Origin of the sequence: Bradyrhizobium sp. AUGA SZCCT0431, from assembly GCF_018131065.1 — a bacterium.
Taxonomy (GTDB): Bacteria; Pseudomonadota; Alphaproteobacteria; order Rhizobiales; family Xanthobacteraceae; genus Bradyrhizobium.
In genome coordinates this window covers 1-17,451 of record NZ_JAFCLR010000065.1, presented here as the reverse complement: position 1 = coordinate 17,451, position 17,451 = coordinate 1, and the positions used below count along the sequence as shown (strand labels likewise).

The following is a 17,451-nucleotide window of genomic DNA, read 5'->3' as shown; positions in this document are numbered from 1 at the left end:
TAAGCCGAAACGGAAACCGCTCGGCTAAGGTCTCACACATCGACCGGGAACATAATTCCGGCGGGGAGACTAAAGCCGTGAGGCGTCAAACAGCAACAAGCGGGATCAATCCCGCCGGGTCGGGCCGCGCATTGCGGCTCGACCCTCTTTCCCTTCCGCTCCGCTTCGATGCGCAGGACACCCGCGCCGACGGCGGCGTGCGGCAGATCGAACTTCACCGCGAACGCGTCGTGCTGCGCCGTGCCGTCCACGGCATGCAGATGGCCGTCAATGTTCGCGTCAGCGATTTTCTCGGCGTGGCTTTGCGCGGTCTCGACGACGCGCAGATGCTGGTGCTGGTGCATCGCGATCCCTCGCTTAACATTCCGCTTGGCGTCAGTTCCGAGCCTGAGGAGATCACTTCCGCCTGGCAGATGTGGAGCGAGATTTTTGCGCTTCCGCAATTGCCGGAAGACAAGGCCTGCGAACCCGCTCGGCGCCGCCGCCGCCACAATGCGATCCGCGGCCGCCGGCCGAAATTTCTGGTGCGCCGCCGCGCCGGCGATTTGCTCAACCCCGCGAATATTCATCAGGGCGAGCACGAGATCATCGCAAGGGATTGAGCTTGTAGGGTGGGCAAAGCGAAGCGTGCCCACCATCTTCATTGATACTCGGAGATGCATGGTGGGCACGGCGCAAGAGCGCCTTTGCCCACCCTACGAATTAGCCCGCATCACCGCATCCACCAGCAGGCCCGCAAACAGCAACAGCCCCGCATCGCGGTTGGAATAAAATATCCGCTTGCACAGCGTGGGATCGCTGATGTCGAGCCGCCGGATCTGCCAGACGAGATGGGCGGCAAATGCGACCAGCCCGATCCATGCAGGCCATCGCGCCCCGCCCAGCACCAGCGCCACGCCGATCAGTACCACCGCCAGTGAATAGAACACGACCAGCGCGCGATGCGTCGCCGCGCCGAACAGACGCGCGGTTGATTTGACGCCGATCAGCGCGTCGTCCTCGGCGTCCTGATGCGCGTAGATGGTGTCGTAGCCGATCACCCAGGCGATCGAGCCGGCATAGAGCACGAGCGCGGTGACATCGATCCGGCCCAGCGTGACCGCAAATCCCATCAAGGCGCCCCATGAGAAGGCGAGGCCGAGCACGACCTGCGGCCACCAGGTGATGCGCTTCATGAAGGGATAGACCGCGACGATGATCAGCGACGCGATGCCGGTCATGATCGCGAAGCGGTTGAACTGCAGCAGCACCGCAAGCCCGATCAGCGCCTGCAGCACCAGCCACGCAAGTGCCTGCGGCACATTCACCTGCCCGGCCGGGATCGGCCGCGACCGCGTGCGCTCGACCTTGGCGTCGAGGTCGCGATCGGTGATGTCGTTCCAGGTGCACCCCGCCCCGCGCATCACGAAGGCGCCGATGAAGAACAGCACGATGACGAGCCACAATTGACTGGTGTCGCGCGCGATGCCGGCGGCCAGCGCCGCCGACCACCAGCACGGCATCAGCAATAGCCAGGAGCCGATCGGTCGGTCGAAACGGGCAAGGCGCAAATAGGGCCGCGACCAGGACGGCGCACGCGTATCGACCCAGTTGCCGGTGGCATCGGCAACGCGGGTCGTGACGTCGCTCATCGGGAGGCGGTCATCGCGTAAGAACGTTGCCGTTCAGCGTATCGAACGTGCTGCCGCCCTTCCGCACGGTTTGCGCCTCGGGCAGCGCCGCCGAAGAGCCGAGCGCTTCGCTCAGGCTCGGCGCGGCCGCTCGCTGCGCCTGCGCCCCCTGCTGCGCGACCGTGCAGACCTGGGTCTGCATTTTCTCGGTGTTCTTGTGGCCGTTCCTGAGCTGCTCGGCGATCTGCGGCGGAATTCCGCATTTCGCCGAATTGGTCTCGACATATTTGAGCATCTTCATTTCGGCAGCGCTGTAATTTCTGATCAGCTTGCAGGCCTCGTCCGGCGACGCCTTGCGATCGCTCGCGGCCTTGATCAGCTTGCCGCGCTTCTCGGCATCCTCGCGCAGGGGGACGAACCCCTTCATGCAGGCATCCGCCGCGCCGCCCGCTTGCGGCGGTGGCGGTCCACGGTCGAATGCCGAGCCCCCGCCCGCGCCCGCCACAGGGGCGGCCCCGGTCGCCGGGAACGGTGAAGGACCACCCACCGACGCCGCGGGGGCTGCGCCGTTCACCGGCGGGAACGGCGATGCGTTGCTTGCGGGGGCAGCCTGTCCGGGCAATGGCGCCGGAAATGCGCTCTGCGCAAAGGCCTGCCCCGCGTGAATGGTCACGACGGCAATCGTCAGGGGCACAATGAGACGGCGGATTATCAAAGGTGTTTCTCCGGCAAAGGTCCAGCAGGGCCCGGGCGACTTCCGATCGAAGCACAATTCCGACGGGGCTTTTTACGATTCCTGCCGGCCCTTAACAACCCGTGGATTTAGGCGGCAGCGCGGCGCTGGGCCGCACCGAATCATTAAATTGTCCCCGGATTCTAACCCTTTAGGCTAAAACCGGCACGAAACGGAACAATCACAGATGCCTGAACTCGATTTTCGTGCCCCTCGCCTGTTCGTCGATGCCCCCTTGAGCCCGGGCGAAAGGGTCATGCTGGAGCGCAATCAGAGCAATTATCTCGGCAATGTGCTGCGGCTTTCCGCCGGCGAATCGATATTGGTGTTCAACGGCCGCGACGGCGAATGGCAGGCGCAGATTATCGGGCGGAAGCGGCCCGACAGCCTTGAGATCCTCATCCAGAACCGGCCGCAGGATTGCCTGCCCGACATCGCCTACGTCTTTGCCCCGTTAAAACACGCCCGGCTCGACTACATGGTGCAGAAGGCGGTCGAGATGGGCGCCTCGAAGCTGCAGCCGGTGTTGACGCGTTTCACCCAGGTCTCGCGGGTCAATGGCGAGCGGATGCGCGCCAATGTCATCGAGGCCGCCGAGCAATGCGGCATCCTGAGTCTCGCCGATGTTGCCGAGCCGATGCCGCTCGATCGGTTTCTGAGCCAGCGCCAGCCGGAGCGTCTCCTGGTTTTCTGCGACGAGGCGGCGGAAACCGCCTCGCCGCTGCAGGCGCTGCAAAACGGGTTAACGGCTGACGGCATCGACATCCTGATCGGTCCCGAAGGCGGATTTGCCGCGGAAGAGCGCGCGCTGCTGCTGCGCCAGCCGCGAACGCTGCGGCTTTCGCTCGGCCCCCGAATTTTGCGCGCCGATACGGCCGGCGTCGCGGCGCTGGCACTGGTGCAGGCCGCGCTCGGCGACTGGGCCGGTCCGGGTCAGGCAGCCGAGGCCGTCAAGCCTCATTGAACCCCGCGTTAAGTGACGACACCAATCTCTGTCGAAACCCTGCCCCGGCCATGCTAAGGCCTCCGCCAACAAACGCTTGATACCTCTTGGAACCCGTTTTTCGGGATATTTGGACGCGAAATGACCGTAACCGCCGCCATCGATGGTGCCGCCGGGTCCGCCACATGGGCGGACGCGCTGCTTTTGTCGTTTGCGCAGGCGGGCTACGTCCAGGCCCAGCCCGATATCCTGCAGCCGGCCGACCCGTTCCTCGACCTCTCCGGCGAGGACATCCGCAAGAGCCTCTATCTGACCACCGACGCCAGTGGCGAGGAGCTCTGCCTTCGTCCCGATCTCACCATTCCGGTGGCGCGGGACTATCTGGCCTCGGGGCGTGCCGGCCAGCCCGCGGGCTTCAGCTATCTTGGGCCGGTGTTCCGTTATCGCGACGGCCAGCCGAGCCAATTCCTGCAGGCCGGCATCGAATCCTTCGGCCGGCAGGACCGCGCCGCGGCGGATGCGGAAATGCTGGCGCTGGCGCTGGAGGCGACTTCGGCGTTTGGCCTGAGCGATGTCGAAATCCGCACCGGCGACGTCGCGCTGTTCACCGCGCTGATCGATGCGCTCGAACTTTATCCGGTCTGGAAGCGGCGGCTGATCAAGGATTTCAACCGCAAGGTCAGCCTCACCCAGGACATCGAGCAACTGACACTGGCGACCGCCCCCGGCCGCAACGAATATGAAGGCGTGCTGGCAGCCCTTGCCGGCTCCGACCGCAAGGCCGCGCTGGCGCTGGTCACTGACCTGATGTCGATCGCCGGCACCACCAATGTCGGCGGCCGCACGGTCGCCGAAATCGCCGACCGCTTCCTCGAACAATCGACGCTCAAGAGCGGCGCGCTGCCGCGCGACGCGCTCACGACCATCAAGCGCTTTCTTGCCATCGCGGGCGACCCTGACGACGCGGTGGCGCAACTGCGCGCGCTGGCCGAGGACACAAGACTCAATTTGACGGCGGCGATCGATCAGCTCGAAAGCCGCGTCGGCTTCATGGCCGCGCGCGGCATCGACACCAGCCTGACGCGCTTTTCGACCGCCTTCGGACGCGGCCTCGACTACTACACCGGCTTCGAATTCGAACTGCACGGCACAACAAACATCTTGGGCAATGGCATCGAGCCGCTGGTGGCAGGCGGGCGCTATGACGGGCTGATGACCCAGCTCGGCTCGGCGGCGCCGATCCCGGCGGTCGGCTTCTCGGTCTGGATCGAAGCCCTGACGCAACTCCGCAAACCGGCCGGGAACGCATCATGACCGCGCCCTTCGTTCTCGCCGTTCCCTCCAAGGGCCGCCTGCAGGAAGAAGCCGAAGCGTTCTTCACGCGCGCCGGTCTCAGCCTAGCCAAGCCGCGCGGGGCGCGCGATTATCGCGGCACCATCTCCGGGCTCGACAATGTCGAGATCGCCTATCTCTCGGCGAGCGAGATTGCCTCGCAGCTCGCCCGCGGCATGGTGCATCTTGGTGTGACCGGCGAAGATCTCCTGCGCGAAAGCATCGTCGACGCCGACAAGCGCGTGCTGTTGATCGACAATCTCGGCTTCGGCAGCGCCAATGTCGTGGTCGCGGTACCGCAGGCCTGGATCGACGTCCGCACCATGGCCGATCTCGACGACGTCACGACGGGTTTCCGCGCGCAGCATAACCGGCGGATGCGGGTCGCGACCAAATACATCAACCTGACCCGAAACTTCTTTGCCACGCATGGCGTGGTCGATTACCGCATCGTCGAGAGCGCCGGCGCCACCGAAGGCGCGCCCGCGGTCGGCACCGCCGAGATGATCGTCGATATCACGACAACGGGTGCCACCCTCGTCGCCAACGGCCTCAAGGTGCTCGACGACGGCGTGATCCTGCGCAGCCAGGCCAACCTCGTCGCCTCAAAGGATGCCGACTGGTCGAGCGGGGCGCGCGAGACCGCGCGCGTCATCCTCGATCACATTGCCGCACGAGCCCGCGCCGCCAAATATCGCGAAGTCCGCACCCGCTTTGCCGGCTGCAACGACAGGCTGCTGACCGAGGCGCATAACCGCTTCGGTGTCGTCGCCCCGTTCGGCGGCCCGACCTCGTCGGGCATGCTGACGCTGCACTGCCCGCCGTCGAAGCTTTACGCGCTCGGCAGCTTCCTGCGCGAGCACGGCGCCGACACGGTTTCGGTGGCTTCCCTCGAATATGTGCTCGACCGGGAAAACCCGCTGTTCGCCAGGCTTGAGGCGTTCCTGCGACAATAAGGCGGCTGTGTTTTCAAGGCGGCTCTTGTTTTCGTTCATCGTAGCGACAGCTAGTGGCAAGTAACATATGCTGTTGGGAGCATGATCCGGAAAAGTGGGCACCGGTTTTCCGAAGAGATCATGCTCAAAACATATGGATGATTTGGAACCTGATCGATGACGCTTGGCTCTGACGTTTCCGGCCTGTCCACCACCGCGGCGAGCGCCGCGGCGCGGGGGCTGTCGATTGTCGTGCCTGTTTATAATGAGGCCGCCGGGCTCGCGTTGCTGCACGAGCGGCTGATCGGCCTCGCCAGGACATTGCGGCAGCGCTACGGCCTCGCCAGCGAAGTGGTCTATGTCGACGACGGCAGCGCCGATACCACGCTTAGCATCGCGCGCGGGCTGAAGGCCGACGCGCTCGACGTTCAGGTGGTGTCGCTGTCGCGCAATTTCGGCAAGGAAGCTGCCTTGATGGCGGGGCTCGACCATGCGCGGCGCGGCGCGGTGCTGTTCATGGACGGCGACGGCCAGCATCCGCCGACCCTGGTCGAGAAGCTGGTCGGCCACTGGATCGATGACGGCTACGACGTCGTCTATACGGCAAAAGCGCATCGCGACAATGAATCGTTTCTGCGGCGTCTTGCCGTGCACGGCTTCTACGCGCTGATCAATTACGGCGCACGGCAAAAAATTCCCGAGGATGCCGGCGACTTCCGCCTGCTGTCGCCGCGCGCCGCGGCAGCGCTCAAGCAGCTGCCCGAGCGCAATCGTTTCTTCAAGGGTCTGGCGAGCTGGATCGGTTTCCGCCAGATCCGCGTCGACTACGAGCCGGCGCCGCGCGCGCACGGCGTCACCACCTTCAGCGCCGGCCGGCTGGTGGGCCTGTCGATCGAGGGGCTGACCTCGTTCTCCGTGGCGCCGTTGCGCTTTGCCAGCCTGCTCGGCGTGCTGCTCGCCGTGGGCGCCTTTCTGTTCGGCCTGACTATTCTCTGGGAAGTCTTGACCACGGGCAAGCAGGTCCCCGGCTATCCCTCGCTCGTGATCGGCCTGATGACGATCGGCGGCGTGCAGCTGATCATGATCGGCATCGTCGGTGAATATATCGGCAAGATCCTGTCGGAGCTGAAAGCGCGTCCGATCTATTTCGTTGCCGAACACTCCGAGAAGCACGCGGACGAAACGACCGCCGCAAGCGTCAGCGAACGGACCGCCGCGGAATGAACGATGCCGCGCCGCCGCGCCGTATCTGGCTGTGCGCCGATGATTACGGGATCAGCGAGGGCGTCAATCGCGCCATTCGCGAGCTGATCGGCCAGGGCCGGCTCAATGCGACATCGGTGATGGTGGTCGGCCCGGCGATCGGCCGCGCCGAGGTCACGGCGCTGCAGGACGCCGCCGCCGGCAGCCCGCGCTGCGCGATCGGCCTGCATGCGACGCTGACCGCGCCATTCCGGCCGCTGACGATGCACTTCAGACCGACCGATGGGGGCATGTTTCTGCCGCTGCCGGCGATGCTGCGATCGGGCCTGTTGCGGCGGCTCGACCCTGAAATGATTCATGCCGAATTGATCGATCAGCTGGCGGCGTTCCAGGATCTGTTCGGCCGGCCGCCGGATTTCGTCGACGCCCATCAGCATGCGCAACTCTTCCCGCAGGTGCGCGATGCGTTTCTGCGCGCGGTGCAGCAGGCCGCGCCCGGAGCCTGGGTTCGCCAGGGCGGGCGCCTTCAACCGCTGGCGAAACGGCTCGCCGCGCCCAAGGCGCTGCTGCTCGATGTTCTCAGCTCACGGTTTCGCAAGCTCGCCACCCATGCCGGTATCCCGTTCAATCCGGCCTTTGCCGGCGCCTATGATTTTTCGAAGACGCCCGATTTCGGCGTCCTGATGGGACAATTCCTGGATGGCATGCCGGAGGGCGGGCTCGTGATGTGTCATCCGGGCTTCGTCGACGAAACCCTCATCAGCCTCGATCCCCTGACCACACAGCGCGAAAGCGAGCACGCGTTTCTCGCCGGCGCGCAATTGCCGCCGCTGCTGGCGCGGAACAATGTTACACTGGCTTGAGTTTGCTCAATAAACCGGCCGGTCGTTTTGTCGCATACAGAAATTTAATCTGCGCTCCCACTACTTGCGACACAAACCCCGCCCTACATCTGCCCCGCGCTTCGAGGCACTCGACGCGATGGAGAACGCCATGACACCGCAAGAACGCCAACTGATTGACGATCTTTTCGACCGCCTTGCCAAGCTGGAGAACACCCCGCGCGATCCCGAAGCCATGTCCGCGATCATGCAAGGCCTGCGTGGTGCACCCAATGCCGTCTATGCGCTGGTGCAGACGGCGCTGGTGCAGGACGAGGCGCTGAAGCGCGCCAACGACCGCATCCAGCAACTGGAAGCCGGACATGCGGGCGAACAGAATCAATCCGGCGGTTTCCTCGATTCAATGCGTGACACGATCTTCGGGCAGAGCCAGCCGCGCGGCTCGGTGACGCAAGGCTCTGTACCTCAAGGCTCTGTACCTAATGTCCGCTCGCCTGGCATGGGCGGCCGCCCGGTCTGGAACAGCGGCGAGGTGGTGCAACAGACGCAAGGACAACAAGGACCCGGACAATACGGCCAGCCCGGCTACGGGCAGCAGCCTGCCTATGGTCAGCCGCAGCAGCAACCGCCGTTCGGCGGCGGTGGTGGCGGCTCGTTCCTCGGAACGGCAGCGGCGGCGGCGGCCGGCGTGGTCGGCGGATCGATGCTGCTCGGCAGCATCCGCTCGATGATGGGCGGCGGCGGCAACCAGCAGTCGGCCTTCGGCGGCGATACCGGTGGTCATCGCGGCAGCGTTGAAGACCGGCGGCCGGGCGGCAGCGATCAATCCGGCGGCGACCTGGCGCGGGAGGCCGGCGCCAACGACATCGGCTCGTCCGGAAGTTCGCGCACCGGGCTGTTCGACGACACATCGAACGACGACAATTATGACGACATGGATCATGATTCCGACGGCTTCGACGGTGACGGCGGCGGCGACGACGATTAAGCCTGAACGACGTCACATCTGAAAAAGAAAACGGCCGCTCGATCGAGCGGCCGTTTGTTTTTGCCGGTTTGGTAGACTCTAATTTTGACGCGTTTTCTTTACGCGAACCGGCATCCCACTTCGCTCGAAAACGCTATGCTTAAATGACGACGACTTTGGCGCCGACGCCGACGCGGCCGTAGAGATCGATCACGTCTTCATTGCGCATCCGGATGCAGCCGGACGAAACGTTGGTGCCGATGGTCCAGGGCTCGTTGGAGCCGTGGATGCGGTAGAGCGTCGATCCCAGATACATCGCGCGCGCGCCGAGCGGATTTTGCGGACCGCCTTCCATGTGCCGCGGCAGATCGGGACGCCGCGCCAGCATTTCCGGCGGCGGGGTCCAGGCCGGCCATTCCTTCTTCGCCGAAATCGTCTTGATGCCGGACCAGGTGAAACCGGGGCGGCCGACGCCGATACCGTAGCGCAGCGCCTTGCCGTCGCCCTGCACCAGGAACAGGAACTTGTTGGGCGTATCGACGACGATGGTGCCGACACCTTCCTTGCCGTGATAGTCGACAACCTGCTTGTTATATTTCGGATCGACCGGGCGCTGCGCCGGTTCGATTGCCTCTTCCTGCTGCGGGCGCATCGACGCTTGCGGATCCATCGGCGGCAGGATGCCGCGCCGGCCGCCATAACCGTAACCCGGCTGCTGCTGGTAATCCGGCTGCTGCTGATAGACCGGCTGCTGCTGATAGCGGCCGCCCTGCGCCGGCCCATCGCCGAACAGAAATTCAATGAAGCCGCCGCCCATTTGCGAACGTTCGGCATAAGCGGTGCGTACCGGCGCAGGCTGCACGGGCTGATTGGCGTAGATCACGGTGGGCTCGGCGAACGGAGAGGCGTCGATCGCCAACGCAGAATCGGAGAAGCCAAGGCACGACACGCCCGCAAGGAGCGCGAGAGACATTTTTCTGAACATCGACGTACTCTGTACTGTTTCGTCACTGTTAGATCTTGGCGACGCCTGAGCGGCGCCGTTGCACGTGGTCAATAAAGGGTCAAAACCACATCGGTTTGGTAAACAGAAACGGCGTTTCGATTCACCACGTCGCCGATTGCGCGCTGATTTGCCCGGTAGCGTTTATTTTGAGTGAACGCCGCGCACGCATGGTTAATCCCTGGTGTGCGCCCCGCGGAAGACTACGCCGCGATGTGTTCCCCGCGTGAACCTCACGTTAAATCGCATCTGTCTAAAACAGGTCACGGAGTTAAGGGGTGGGAATACATCATGTCGGTTAGTCGCAAACGTTTTCGTATCGAACAGGCCATTTTGGGCGATGTGCCAATACCGGTGTCCGCGGCTGCCGAAGGCGGCGACATCGGCCCGATGCATCGCGAGATCATGAGCGAGCTGCGCTCGATCCGCGCCCAGATGGCCGCGGGCGGTCAAGGCCGCTCCGTCGTGACTGAATCGGCGGATGCGTCGGTGGCGCGCGAGGTCGCCGAAGCCCAGGCGCTGCTGGAAACCTATCGTGCCCAGATCGAGCAGTGCGAAAAGCTCAAGGTCGAACTCGACCTCATTCACGACGCCATCAACCGCACCAAGCGCGAAATCGCAACGCTGCACGGCAAGAGCTTTGACGGCGGCGAAATGGCCAAGGTCAATGGCGAACTCGGCGCCGTCGTCGGCGGTACCGAGCAGGCTACGCAGCAGATTCTGGAAGCCACCGAAGCGATCGACCAGGCGGCGACCGCGCTGTCCAAGACCACTTCGCCGGACCAGCAGAAGCTGCTCAGCGAGGAAATCCAGGAACGCGTCATCGCGATCTTCGAAGCCTGCAACTTCCAGGATCTCACCGGCCAGCGCATCAGCAAGGTGATGACCACGATGAAGTTCATCGAGAACCACATCAACGTCATGATGGACATCTGGGGTGGCGTCGACGCGCTGAAGGCGCACGCGACCCCGATCGTCGACACCCGTGAAGGCGACGCCAAGCTGCTCAACGGTCCGAAGCTCGACGGCGACGTCGGCCATGCCTCGCAGGACGACATCGACGCGCTGTTCGATTAAGCGTTCCGGCGCGCCGGGCGGCAACGCCCGGCGACGTCATGTCGAGAAAAAGAAAACGCCGGCGCGAAGCCGGCGTTTTTTATTGCGGATGAGGTTAAGGCTTTAATCCGCTCAGGCGCGCGGCGCGCAGCGGACATAGACCATGTTGCCGTAACGGACCCCGGCATCCTTGTCGACGAAGCGGGTCACCAGCACGCGGCCGTCGAACGAGACGACCTCTCGGTCCTGCTCGCCCGGGGTCGGTCCGGCCGGGCCGATATAATTCTTGCCGCTCGGAGAGCCCTTGAGGCGCAGTTCCTGCGGGGTCGCCTGGTCGGCCAGATGCATGACCACGCCCCCGGAGGTGCCGGCGGTGATCACATAAGGCTGCCTGCACTGATCGCGGGCCATCTTTTCAGTGCGGGCCCGGTCGTTCGGATTCTGGTACGAGGCGAGACCCCAGCGGCCGACGATCTCGTCGGAGCGGATGGTGGCCGGCATGTCGGGAGCCACGCCCGGCTCGGGCGGAGGCGCGGAACTTGATGACAGCGACGGCAGGCTCATGCTGCTGCACGCCCCCAGGAGTATCGTGAGCGCTGAAGCGATCGCCAGATTGGCAACCACGCGCGCATTACCAGACCCGATCATCGCATTCCCCCAAACAAGTTTTTGGCCGCACCCGTCCTGCAGCCAACCGTAAAACACGTGCCGGAGCAATGACGTCCATCAAATTACGCCGTCGCTCCGATTTGGTTTCTCAGGGAGCATCCTATATTGGCCTCACCAAGGCCTTAACCTTTTTTAGGCCTTAACCCCCCTTGCTTGACAGGATCGGCGCCAAGCCATATTCCCCGGGCCACACATTAGCACTCAAATGCGACGATTGCTAAGGCAAGGATTGCTAAGGAGTTTGGCCGTCCCGCCCGGGACGGTGTCGAATACCCGGCATTTGCAGCCATTTTGATGGCAATCAGACCTGAAACCAAGCCTTCCAAAGAGGAAACCTCATGGCCAAATCCAAATTCCGCCCACTGCATGACCGCGTCGTGGTCAAGCGTATCGACGCCGAAGAGAAGACCAAGGGCGGCATCATCATTCCCGACAGCGCCAAGGAAAAGCCCTCGCAGGGCGAAATCACGGCCGTCGGCCCGGGCGGCCGGGACGAAGCCGGCAAGCTGATCCCGATCGACCTCAAGGTCGGCGACCGCGTGCTGTTCGGCAAATGGTCGGGCACCGAGGTCAAGCTCGACGGTGAGGAACTCCTCATCATGAAGGAATCCGACATCATGGGCGTGCTGGTTTAAGCACGCCTAACTGCCGCCGCACCCGTCGGCGCGGTCACTTCCCTTCTCCCCTTGTGGGAGAAGGTGGCGCGCAAAGCGCGCCGGATGAGGGGTCTCCATCCGCGGAGACGGACCCCTCACCCGTCACGAACGCGCTTTCAGCGCGTCCGTGCCACCCTCTCCCACAAGGGGAGAGGGGAAGAAGACCCGGCGACGGCAGGCGGCAAGACCGTATCCAATCATTCAGGAGTTCATAAAATGGCTGCCAAAGACGTTAAATTCGCCGGAGACGCCCGCGAACGCATGCTGCGCGGCGTCGATATCCTCGCCAACGCCGTGAAGGTGACGCTCGGCCCGAAGGGCCGCAATGTCGTGATCGACAAGAGCTTCGGCGCCCCGCGCATCACCAAGGACGGCGTTACCGTCGCCAAGGAGATCGAACTCGAGGACAAGTTCGAGAACATGGGCGCGCAGATGCTGCGCGAAGTCGCCTCCAAGACCAACGACACCGCCGGTGACGGCACCACCACCGCGACCGTGCTCGCCCAGGCGATCGTGCGCGAAGGCGCCAAGTCGGTTGCCGCCGGCATGAACCCGATGGATCTGAAGCGCGGCATCGACATCGCGGTGTTGGCCGTGGTCAAGGACATCGAAAAGCGCGCCAAGCCGGTCGCCTCCTCCGCCGAAGTCGCCCAGGTCGGCACCATCTCGGCCAATGGCGATGCCGCCATCGGCAAGATGATCGCGCAGGCGATGCAGAAGGTCGGCAATGAAGGCGTCATTACCGTCGAGGAAAACAAGTCGCTCGAGACCGAAGTCGACATCGTCGAGGGCATGAAGTTCGACCGCGGCTATCTGTCGCCCTACTTCATCACCAACGCGGAAAAGATGACCGCCGAGCTCGAGGACGTCTACGTGCTGCTGCACGAGAAGAAGCTCTCCGGCCTGCAGGCGATGCTGCCGGTGCTGGAAGCCGTGGTGCAGTCCGGCCGTCCGCTCTTGATCATCGCGGAGGACGTCGAGGGCGAGGCGCTGGCGACGCTGGTGGTCAACCGCCTGCGCGGCGGACTGAAGGTCGCCGCCGTCAAGGCGCCGGGCTTCGGCGATCGCCGCAAGGCGATGCTGGAAGACATCGCGATCCTGACCGGCGGTCAGCTGATCTCCGATGAGCTCGGCATGAAGCTGGAAAGCGTCACCGTCAACATGCTCGGCCGCGCCAAGAAGGTGGTGATCGACAAGGAGAACACCACCATCGTCAACGGCGCCGGCAAGAAGCCGGCGATCGAAGCCCGCGTCAGCCAGATCAAGGCGCAGATCGAGGAAACCACCTCGGACTACGACCGCGAGAAGCTGCAGGAGCGCCTTGCCAAGCTCGCCGGCGGTGTCGCGGTGATCCGCGTCGGCGGTGCGACCGAGATCGAGGTCAAGGAGAAGAAGGATCGCGTCGAGGACGCGCTCAACGCAACCCGCGCGGCCGTGCAGGAAGGCATCGTGCCGGGCGGCGGCGTGGCGCTGCTGCGCGCCAAGAAGGCGGTCGGCCGCATCCAGAACGACAATTCCGACGTTCAGGCCGGCATCAACATCGTGCTGAAGGCGCTGGAAGCTCCGGTCCGCCAGATCTCGGAGAATGCCGGTGTCGAGGGCTCGATCGTGGTCGGCAAGATTCTCGAGAACAAGTCCGAGACCTTCGGCTTCGACGCCCAGACCGAGCAGTATGTCGACATGGTCGACAAGGGCATCATCGACCCGGCCAAGGTGGTGCGCACTGCCCTGCAGGACGCTTCCTCCGTCGCCGGCCTGCTGGTGACGACCGAAGCCATGGTCGCCGAACTGCCGAAGGAGCCGGCCCCGCCGATGCCCGGCGGCGGCGGCGGCATGGGTGGAATGGGCGGCATGGGCTTCTAAGCCCCGCCGACCAATGCCAGCAATCATAGCAGGCCGCCTCCGGGCGGCCTTCTTTTTTGGCGACATGATTGGGAGGTTTGCTACTTACGACGGACGCTGATTCTCTCCCTTGAGGAATTCCGATGCGCGCACTCCTGCTCTGCCTGTTCGGTCTGGTGACGGTCTCCTCGGACCTGGCTTTTGCCCAGATGAAACTTCCCTCCAAGGCAGCGCCAGCACCCGGCGGCAGCGAAGTCAGATATTTCACCTCGATCGACGGATTGATGAGCGGCAACGCCGACGTCGTCCTCAAGGAGATCCGCCAGGGCAAAACCGTCACCGCGGCCGTGCTCGACGTCTGCTACCCCGTCGAAAAAGGCTCCGACCGCAAGGACCGCTTCGTTGCCAACCTCACCGTCAGCGGCCAGAACCTGACCGGCTCGACGCAAAGCATCGGTGACAAGCTGCCCGTCACCGTGAACCTCGCGCGCAAGGCCAGCGCCGACGGCTTCGAATTCCGCGGCCGGATCACCATCGGTCAGGCGGTGACGGAAGTGGCCTCGACGGACAATTCCGATCTCAGCGAGAAGGAGTTTTTGGACAACCAGACCACCGATGACGGCATTACGCCGGTGCCAAAGGATTTCACCGAGGTGTCGCCGGAATCCATCGGCGTGCGGGTAAAGCTGGATGCGGCACTGGATTTCCTCAAGAGCCTGAAGGGCCAGGAGGTGGAGCTCGGCCTGAGCAGCCTCTCGATTTCCTGCGACGCGCTCCGCGCCGGCGAGCAGACCATCAATCTCACCGCCGATCCGGAACGGTCAGCGGCGCTGATCGCCAAGGCCAGGTCGACACAAGGCGTGGTCACCGCGGGATGGACCACCGGCATCGTCGAGATGGACCGCACCATCCGTTTTGCCGCCGCCGACTGGCGCGATGGCGACAAGATCAACAAGGACAAGATCGCCGCCGCAGTATCCACGGTGCTTTCGAAGACGCTCGCGGCCAAGGCGGCGGGTGCGGCGTGGAACGCCAACACAGGCAAGCTGACGCTGACCTTCAAGCGGCCGAGCGAGATCTACCCGGCGCTCGGCCTCACCGACAGTGTCGAGGTCACCGCGCTTGTCTCGCCCGACAAACCCGGCGCGTCGGACCGGCTGATGCTGTGGATCTCGAGCCCGGTGACGTCGACCATCGATGAAGGCGCAGGTCCCAAGCTGAACCTGTCCGAAGGCGCCGGCGGCGAGGAGGAAGGCGGCGAGCCTGAGGACGACAATGGTTCGGTCGAGGCACTCGCCAGGGAATTCAAGGGCCAGCGCTGGGACGTCGACAAAGCGGCCTGGAAATAGCGGTTTTCCGGCCGTTCTTTTCTCGATTGGCTCTGATCGGCTTCTGATCCTCTTCTAATCTTTGGGGCAGCTTCCCGCGCACCGCTCCATGCCGCCAGCGCATTTGACATGCCGAAGCCGAGCGGCAATGAACAACCCGTCCGTCATGGGTTTTCAGGATTCCAGGCTGAATGGCGCGTTATGATGTCGTAATTGTCGGCGCCGGCCTTGGCGGCCTCACGGCCGGAGCGATCCTGGCGCGCGCCGGCCGCAAGGTGCTGGTGGTCGAGCGCAGCAATTCCGTCGGCGGTGCGGCGTCGAGCTACAAATCCGGCGAGCTCTTTGTCGAGGGATCGCTGCACGAGACCAGCGACCCGCACGACCCGCGCGATCCCAAACATGACGTGCTGACGCGTGCCGGCGTGATCGACGCCGTCAAATGGATTCCGTCCGGCGCGTTTTACCAGGCGCGCGGCGGCCCGCTCGATCAGCCGTTCCTGATGCCCGACGATTTCGACGCCGCGCGGCGCGCGTTGACCGAGCGCTTCCCGGAGGCGCGCCGCGGCATCGAGCAGCTGCTCGGCGAGATGGCGCGGATCGCGTCCGCGATGGCCACGATCTCGCAAGGCAGGGAGGCGCTGAAAAATCCGCGGCAGGCGTTGCGCACGCTGTCCGGCCTGATCTCGATCGTGCGCGACTGGCCGTTGTCGCTTTCGAAAAAGCTCGACCGCGTATTCGGCGACAATGAAGCCGTCAAATGCGCCCTCGCCGCCAACCTGTCCTATTTCCACGACGACCCCACCACGCTGTGGTGGATCTATTTCGCGATGGCGCAGGGCAGCTATCTGCAAAGCGGCGGCCGCTACGTGCAGGGCGGCTCGCAGCGGCTCTCCAGCGCGCTCGCCCGCGCCATCAAGGTGGCCGGCGGCGAAGTGCTGGTGCGCCGTGTCGTCAGCTCGATCGCGCTCGGCGACGGCGCCAAGTCCATCACCCACACCGCCAAGGACGGCAGCGATCCCAGGACCGTGCAATGCGCACAGATCATCGGTAACGCCGCGCCCGCAGCGCTCGAACCCCTGATGCAGGCGGACGCCGCCGAACAGCTGAACCAAAGTTTCGCCCGGCAGGCACCCTCGACCTCGCTGTTCGCGCTGACGCTGGGCCTCAAAAAACCGCCGCGCGAATTCGGGATCGCCGCCTACTCCACGCAATTGCTGCCGCCCTGGATGAAGCGATTGACCGACTACGCGCAAGGCGCCGCGCTGATGGCGGAAGAGCCCGGCGAGCGCATGCCGCCGATGTCGGTGGTGGACTATGCCGCGATCGATTCCGGCGTGCCGGCGCCGCCCTATGTGCTGTCGATCCTCGGCCCCGATCTGTTGTCGAACTGGGACGCCTCCGACATGGACGCCTATCGCGAGAAGCGCGGGCGCTGGCAGGAGGCGATCGTACGCTATCTCGCCTCGATCTATCCGGGGCTTTCGGAAGCCGTCGTCGCGTCCTCGTTCAACAGCGCGCTGTCGGTGCGGCAGTATCTCAACGCGCCGGACGGCGCGGTTTACGGATTTGCGCCGACCCCGCCGCCGACGATCTGGAGCAACCCGTTCCGCTCGCCGCGCACGGCGGTATCAGGCCTTTATCTGGCATCCGCCTATGCCGGTTTCGGCGGCTACACCGGCGTCGTGCAATCGGCCGGCATCTGCGCCGACATGATTTTGCGCGAGACGTGAAACGCGCCAAGTCGTCATTGCGAGCCACTCGGTCGGCAAGCAGCGCCGCACCACACACAACTGTCATCCCCGCGCATGCGGGGATCCAGTACGCCGCGGCTTATCGGTTCTGTCATCGGCGTCTCTGGAATACTGGGTCACCCGCCTGCGCGGGTGACGACGGCTGAGGTTGGGAAACACGCGCTCGCGATCCCGCGACGCGATGCGCCCGAGTGGTTGATGCCGTTTCTCCCCAAAACAAGGGAGCAGGGAATGCCGGATGCGCGCTGCACCCGCGATCTCATGTGCAATTGTGCATAGAGAACACGCACATGAGCATACAGGGCAGCGGAGAACATCCGACACTCCCTGCGCAATGGCTTTACGGCTTATGACGCGCTCTCCCCGGTGAGACGGCCTCTATTGCCACCGTCGCCTCTGGTCAGCGTTAGCCTCCCAAAAGCTTGACGCCGTTACGGGCGCCAGGACCACGCGCTTTTGCCGTACGCTTCAACCGCACTCGTCAAGCACGATTGTCGCGTCCACTGATCTTCCCCCGAGAAAGTGGACGGGCTTAAGCGGCTTTTAGCTCCATCTCGATCGGAGCGATATATCCGATTGCG

General features: G+C 64.2%; 16 protein-coding genes. 12 read left to right on the top strand and 4 right to left on the bottom strand.

Going from position 1 to position 17,451, the window contains the following annotated elements; translation table 11 throughout:
* The first annotated feature begins 77 nt into the window (after positions 1-77).
* Positions 78-602 carry a DUF6101 family protein gene (locus JQ567_RS36330; RefSeq protein ID WP_212443269.1) on the top strand — a complete coding sequence of 175 codons (525 nt, stop codon included), beginning with the start codon at positions 78-80 and terminating at the stop codon, positions 600-602.
* Positions 603-695: 93 nt separating this feature from the next.
* Here the strand turns inward: JQ567_RS36330 and ubiA are convergent, their stop codons facing one another.
* Together ubiA and JQ567_RS36320 are read right to left on the bottom strand one after the other, a co-directional pair.
* Entirely contained in the window at positions 696-1,631 is a 936-nt protein-coding gene (gene ubiA / locus JQ567_RS36325) for a 4-hydroxybenzoate octaprenyltransferase (RefSeq protein WP_212443268.1), read from the bottom strand.
* 10 nt (positions 1,632-1,641) lie between these two features.
* A complete protein-coding gene (locus tag JQ567_RS36320; RefSeq protein ID WP_212443284.1) occupies positions 1,642-2,322 on the bottom strand; it encodes a hypothetical protein in 681 nt (226 codons plus the stop codon).
* 208 nt (positions 2,323-2,530) lie between these two features.
* On the opposite strand from JQ567_RS36320, the gene JQ567_RS36315 reads away from it, so the two are divergent.
* The 6 genes from JQ567_RS36315 (at position 2,531) to JQ567_RS36290 (ending at position 8,586) form a co-directional block, all read left to right on the top strand.
* Positions 2,531-3,307 (top strand): 16S rRNA (uracil(1498)-N(3))-methyltransferase, encoded by a 777-nt coding sequence (locus JQ567_RS36315; RefSeq protein WP_212443267.1) that lies wholly within the window; start codon positions 2,531-2,533, stop codon positions 3,305-3,307.
* A gap of 120 nt (positions 3,308-3,427) precedes the next feature.
* Positions 3,428-4,600: an ATP phosphoribosyltransferase regulatory subunit gene (locus JQ567_RS36310; protein ID WP_212443266.1), complete on the top strand. Its 1,173-nt coding sequence runs from the start codon at positions 3,428-3,430 to the stop codon at positions 4,598-4,600.
* Positions 4,597-5,574: an ATP phosphoribosyltransferase gene (gene hisG, locus JQ567_RS36305; protein ID WP_212443265.1), complete on the top strand. Its 978-nt coding sequence runs from the start codon at positions 4,597-4,599 to the stop codon at positions 5,572-5,574. Before JQ567_RS36310 ends, hisG begins: the two co-directional genes overlap by 4 nt.
* A gap of 156 nt (positions 5,575-5,730) precedes the next feature.
* Positions 5,731-6,777 (top strand): glycosyltransferase family 2 protein, encoded by a 1,047-nt coding sequence (locus tag JQ567_RS36300; protein WP_212443264.1) that lies wholly within the window; start codon positions 5,731-5,733, stop codon positions 6,775-6,777.
* Positions 6,774-7,619 carry a ChbG/HpnK family deacetylase gene (locus tag JQ567_RS36295; RefSeq protein ID WP_212443263.1) on the top strand — a complete coding sequence of 282 codons (846 nt, stop codon included), beginning with the start codon at positions 6,774-6,776 and terminating at the stop codon, positions 7,617-7,619. Before JQ567_RS36300 ends, JQ567_RS36295 begins: the two co-directional genes overlap by 4 nt.
* Positions 7,620-7,749: 130 nt before the next feature.
* Positions 7,750-8,586, top strand: a complete 837-nt coding sequence (locus JQ567_RS36290) for a DUF2076 domain-containing protein (RefSeq protein ID WP_212443262.1) — start codon at positions 7,750-7,752, stop codon at positions 8,584-8,586.
* Between the two features lie 139 nt (positions 8,587-8,725).
* Here JQ567_RS36290 and JQ567_RS36285 read toward each other — a convergent pair whose 3' ends face one another.
* Positions 8,726-9,550: a L,D-transpeptidase gene (locus JQ567_RS36285; protein ID WP_212443261.1), complete on the bottom strand. Its 825-nt coding sequence runs from the start codon at positions 9,548-9,550 to the stop codon at positions 8,726-8,728.
* Positions 9,551-9,859: 309 nt separating this feature from the next.
* Between JQ567_RS36285 and JQ567_RS36280 the strand changes: the two genes are divergently transcribed.
* A complete protein-coding gene (locus JQ567_RS36280) occupies positions 9,860-10,645 on the top strand; it encodes a protein phosphatase CheZ (protein WP_212443260.1) in 786 nt (261 codons plus the stop codon).
* Between the two features lie 111 nt (positions 10,646-10,756).
* Here JQ567_RS36280 and JQ567_RS36275 read toward each other — a convergent pair whose 3' ends face one another.
* A complete protein-coding gene (locus JQ567_RS36275; RefSeq protein WP_212443259.1) occupies positions 10,757-11,272 on the bottom strand; it encodes a hypothetical protein in 516 nt (171 codons plus the stop codon).
* A 359-nt stretch (positions 11,273-11,631) separates the two neighbouring features.
* On the opposite strand from JQ567_RS36275, the gene groES reads away from it, so the two are divergent.
* From groES to JQ567_RS36255, 4 genes are all read left to right on the top strand, one after another.
* The gene (gene groES / locus JQ567_RS36270; RefSeq protein ID WP_192738881.1) at positions 11,632-11,928 is read left to right on the top strand and encodes a co-chaperone GroES; all 297 of its coding nucleotides are present in this window, start codon (positions 11,632-11,634) and stop codon (positions 11,926-11,928) included.
* A gap of 237 nt (positions 11,929-12,165) precedes the next feature.
* Complete coding sequence (gene groL / locus JQ567_RS36265; protein ID WP_212443258.1) at positions 12,166-13,812, top strand: chaperonin GroEL; 1,647 nt, start codon at positions 12,166-12,168, stop codon at positions 13,810-13,812.
* A gap of 122 nt (positions 13,813-13,934) precedes the next feature.
* Positions 13,935-15,140, top strand: coding sequence for a hypothetical protein (locus tag JQ567_RS36260; protein ID WP_212443257.1), 1,206 nt, complete (start codon positions 13,935-13,937; stop codon positions 15,138-15,140).
* 170 nt (positions 15,141-15,310) lie between these two features.
* On the top strand, positions 15,311-16,849 hold the full coding sequence (locus JQ567_RS36255) for an NAD(P)/FAD-dependent oxidoreductase (RefSeq protein ID WP_212443256.1): 1,539 nt from the start codon (positions 15,311-15,313) through the stop codon (positions 16,847-16,849).
* The last annotated feature ends 602 nt before the right edge of the window (positions 16,850-17,451 follow it).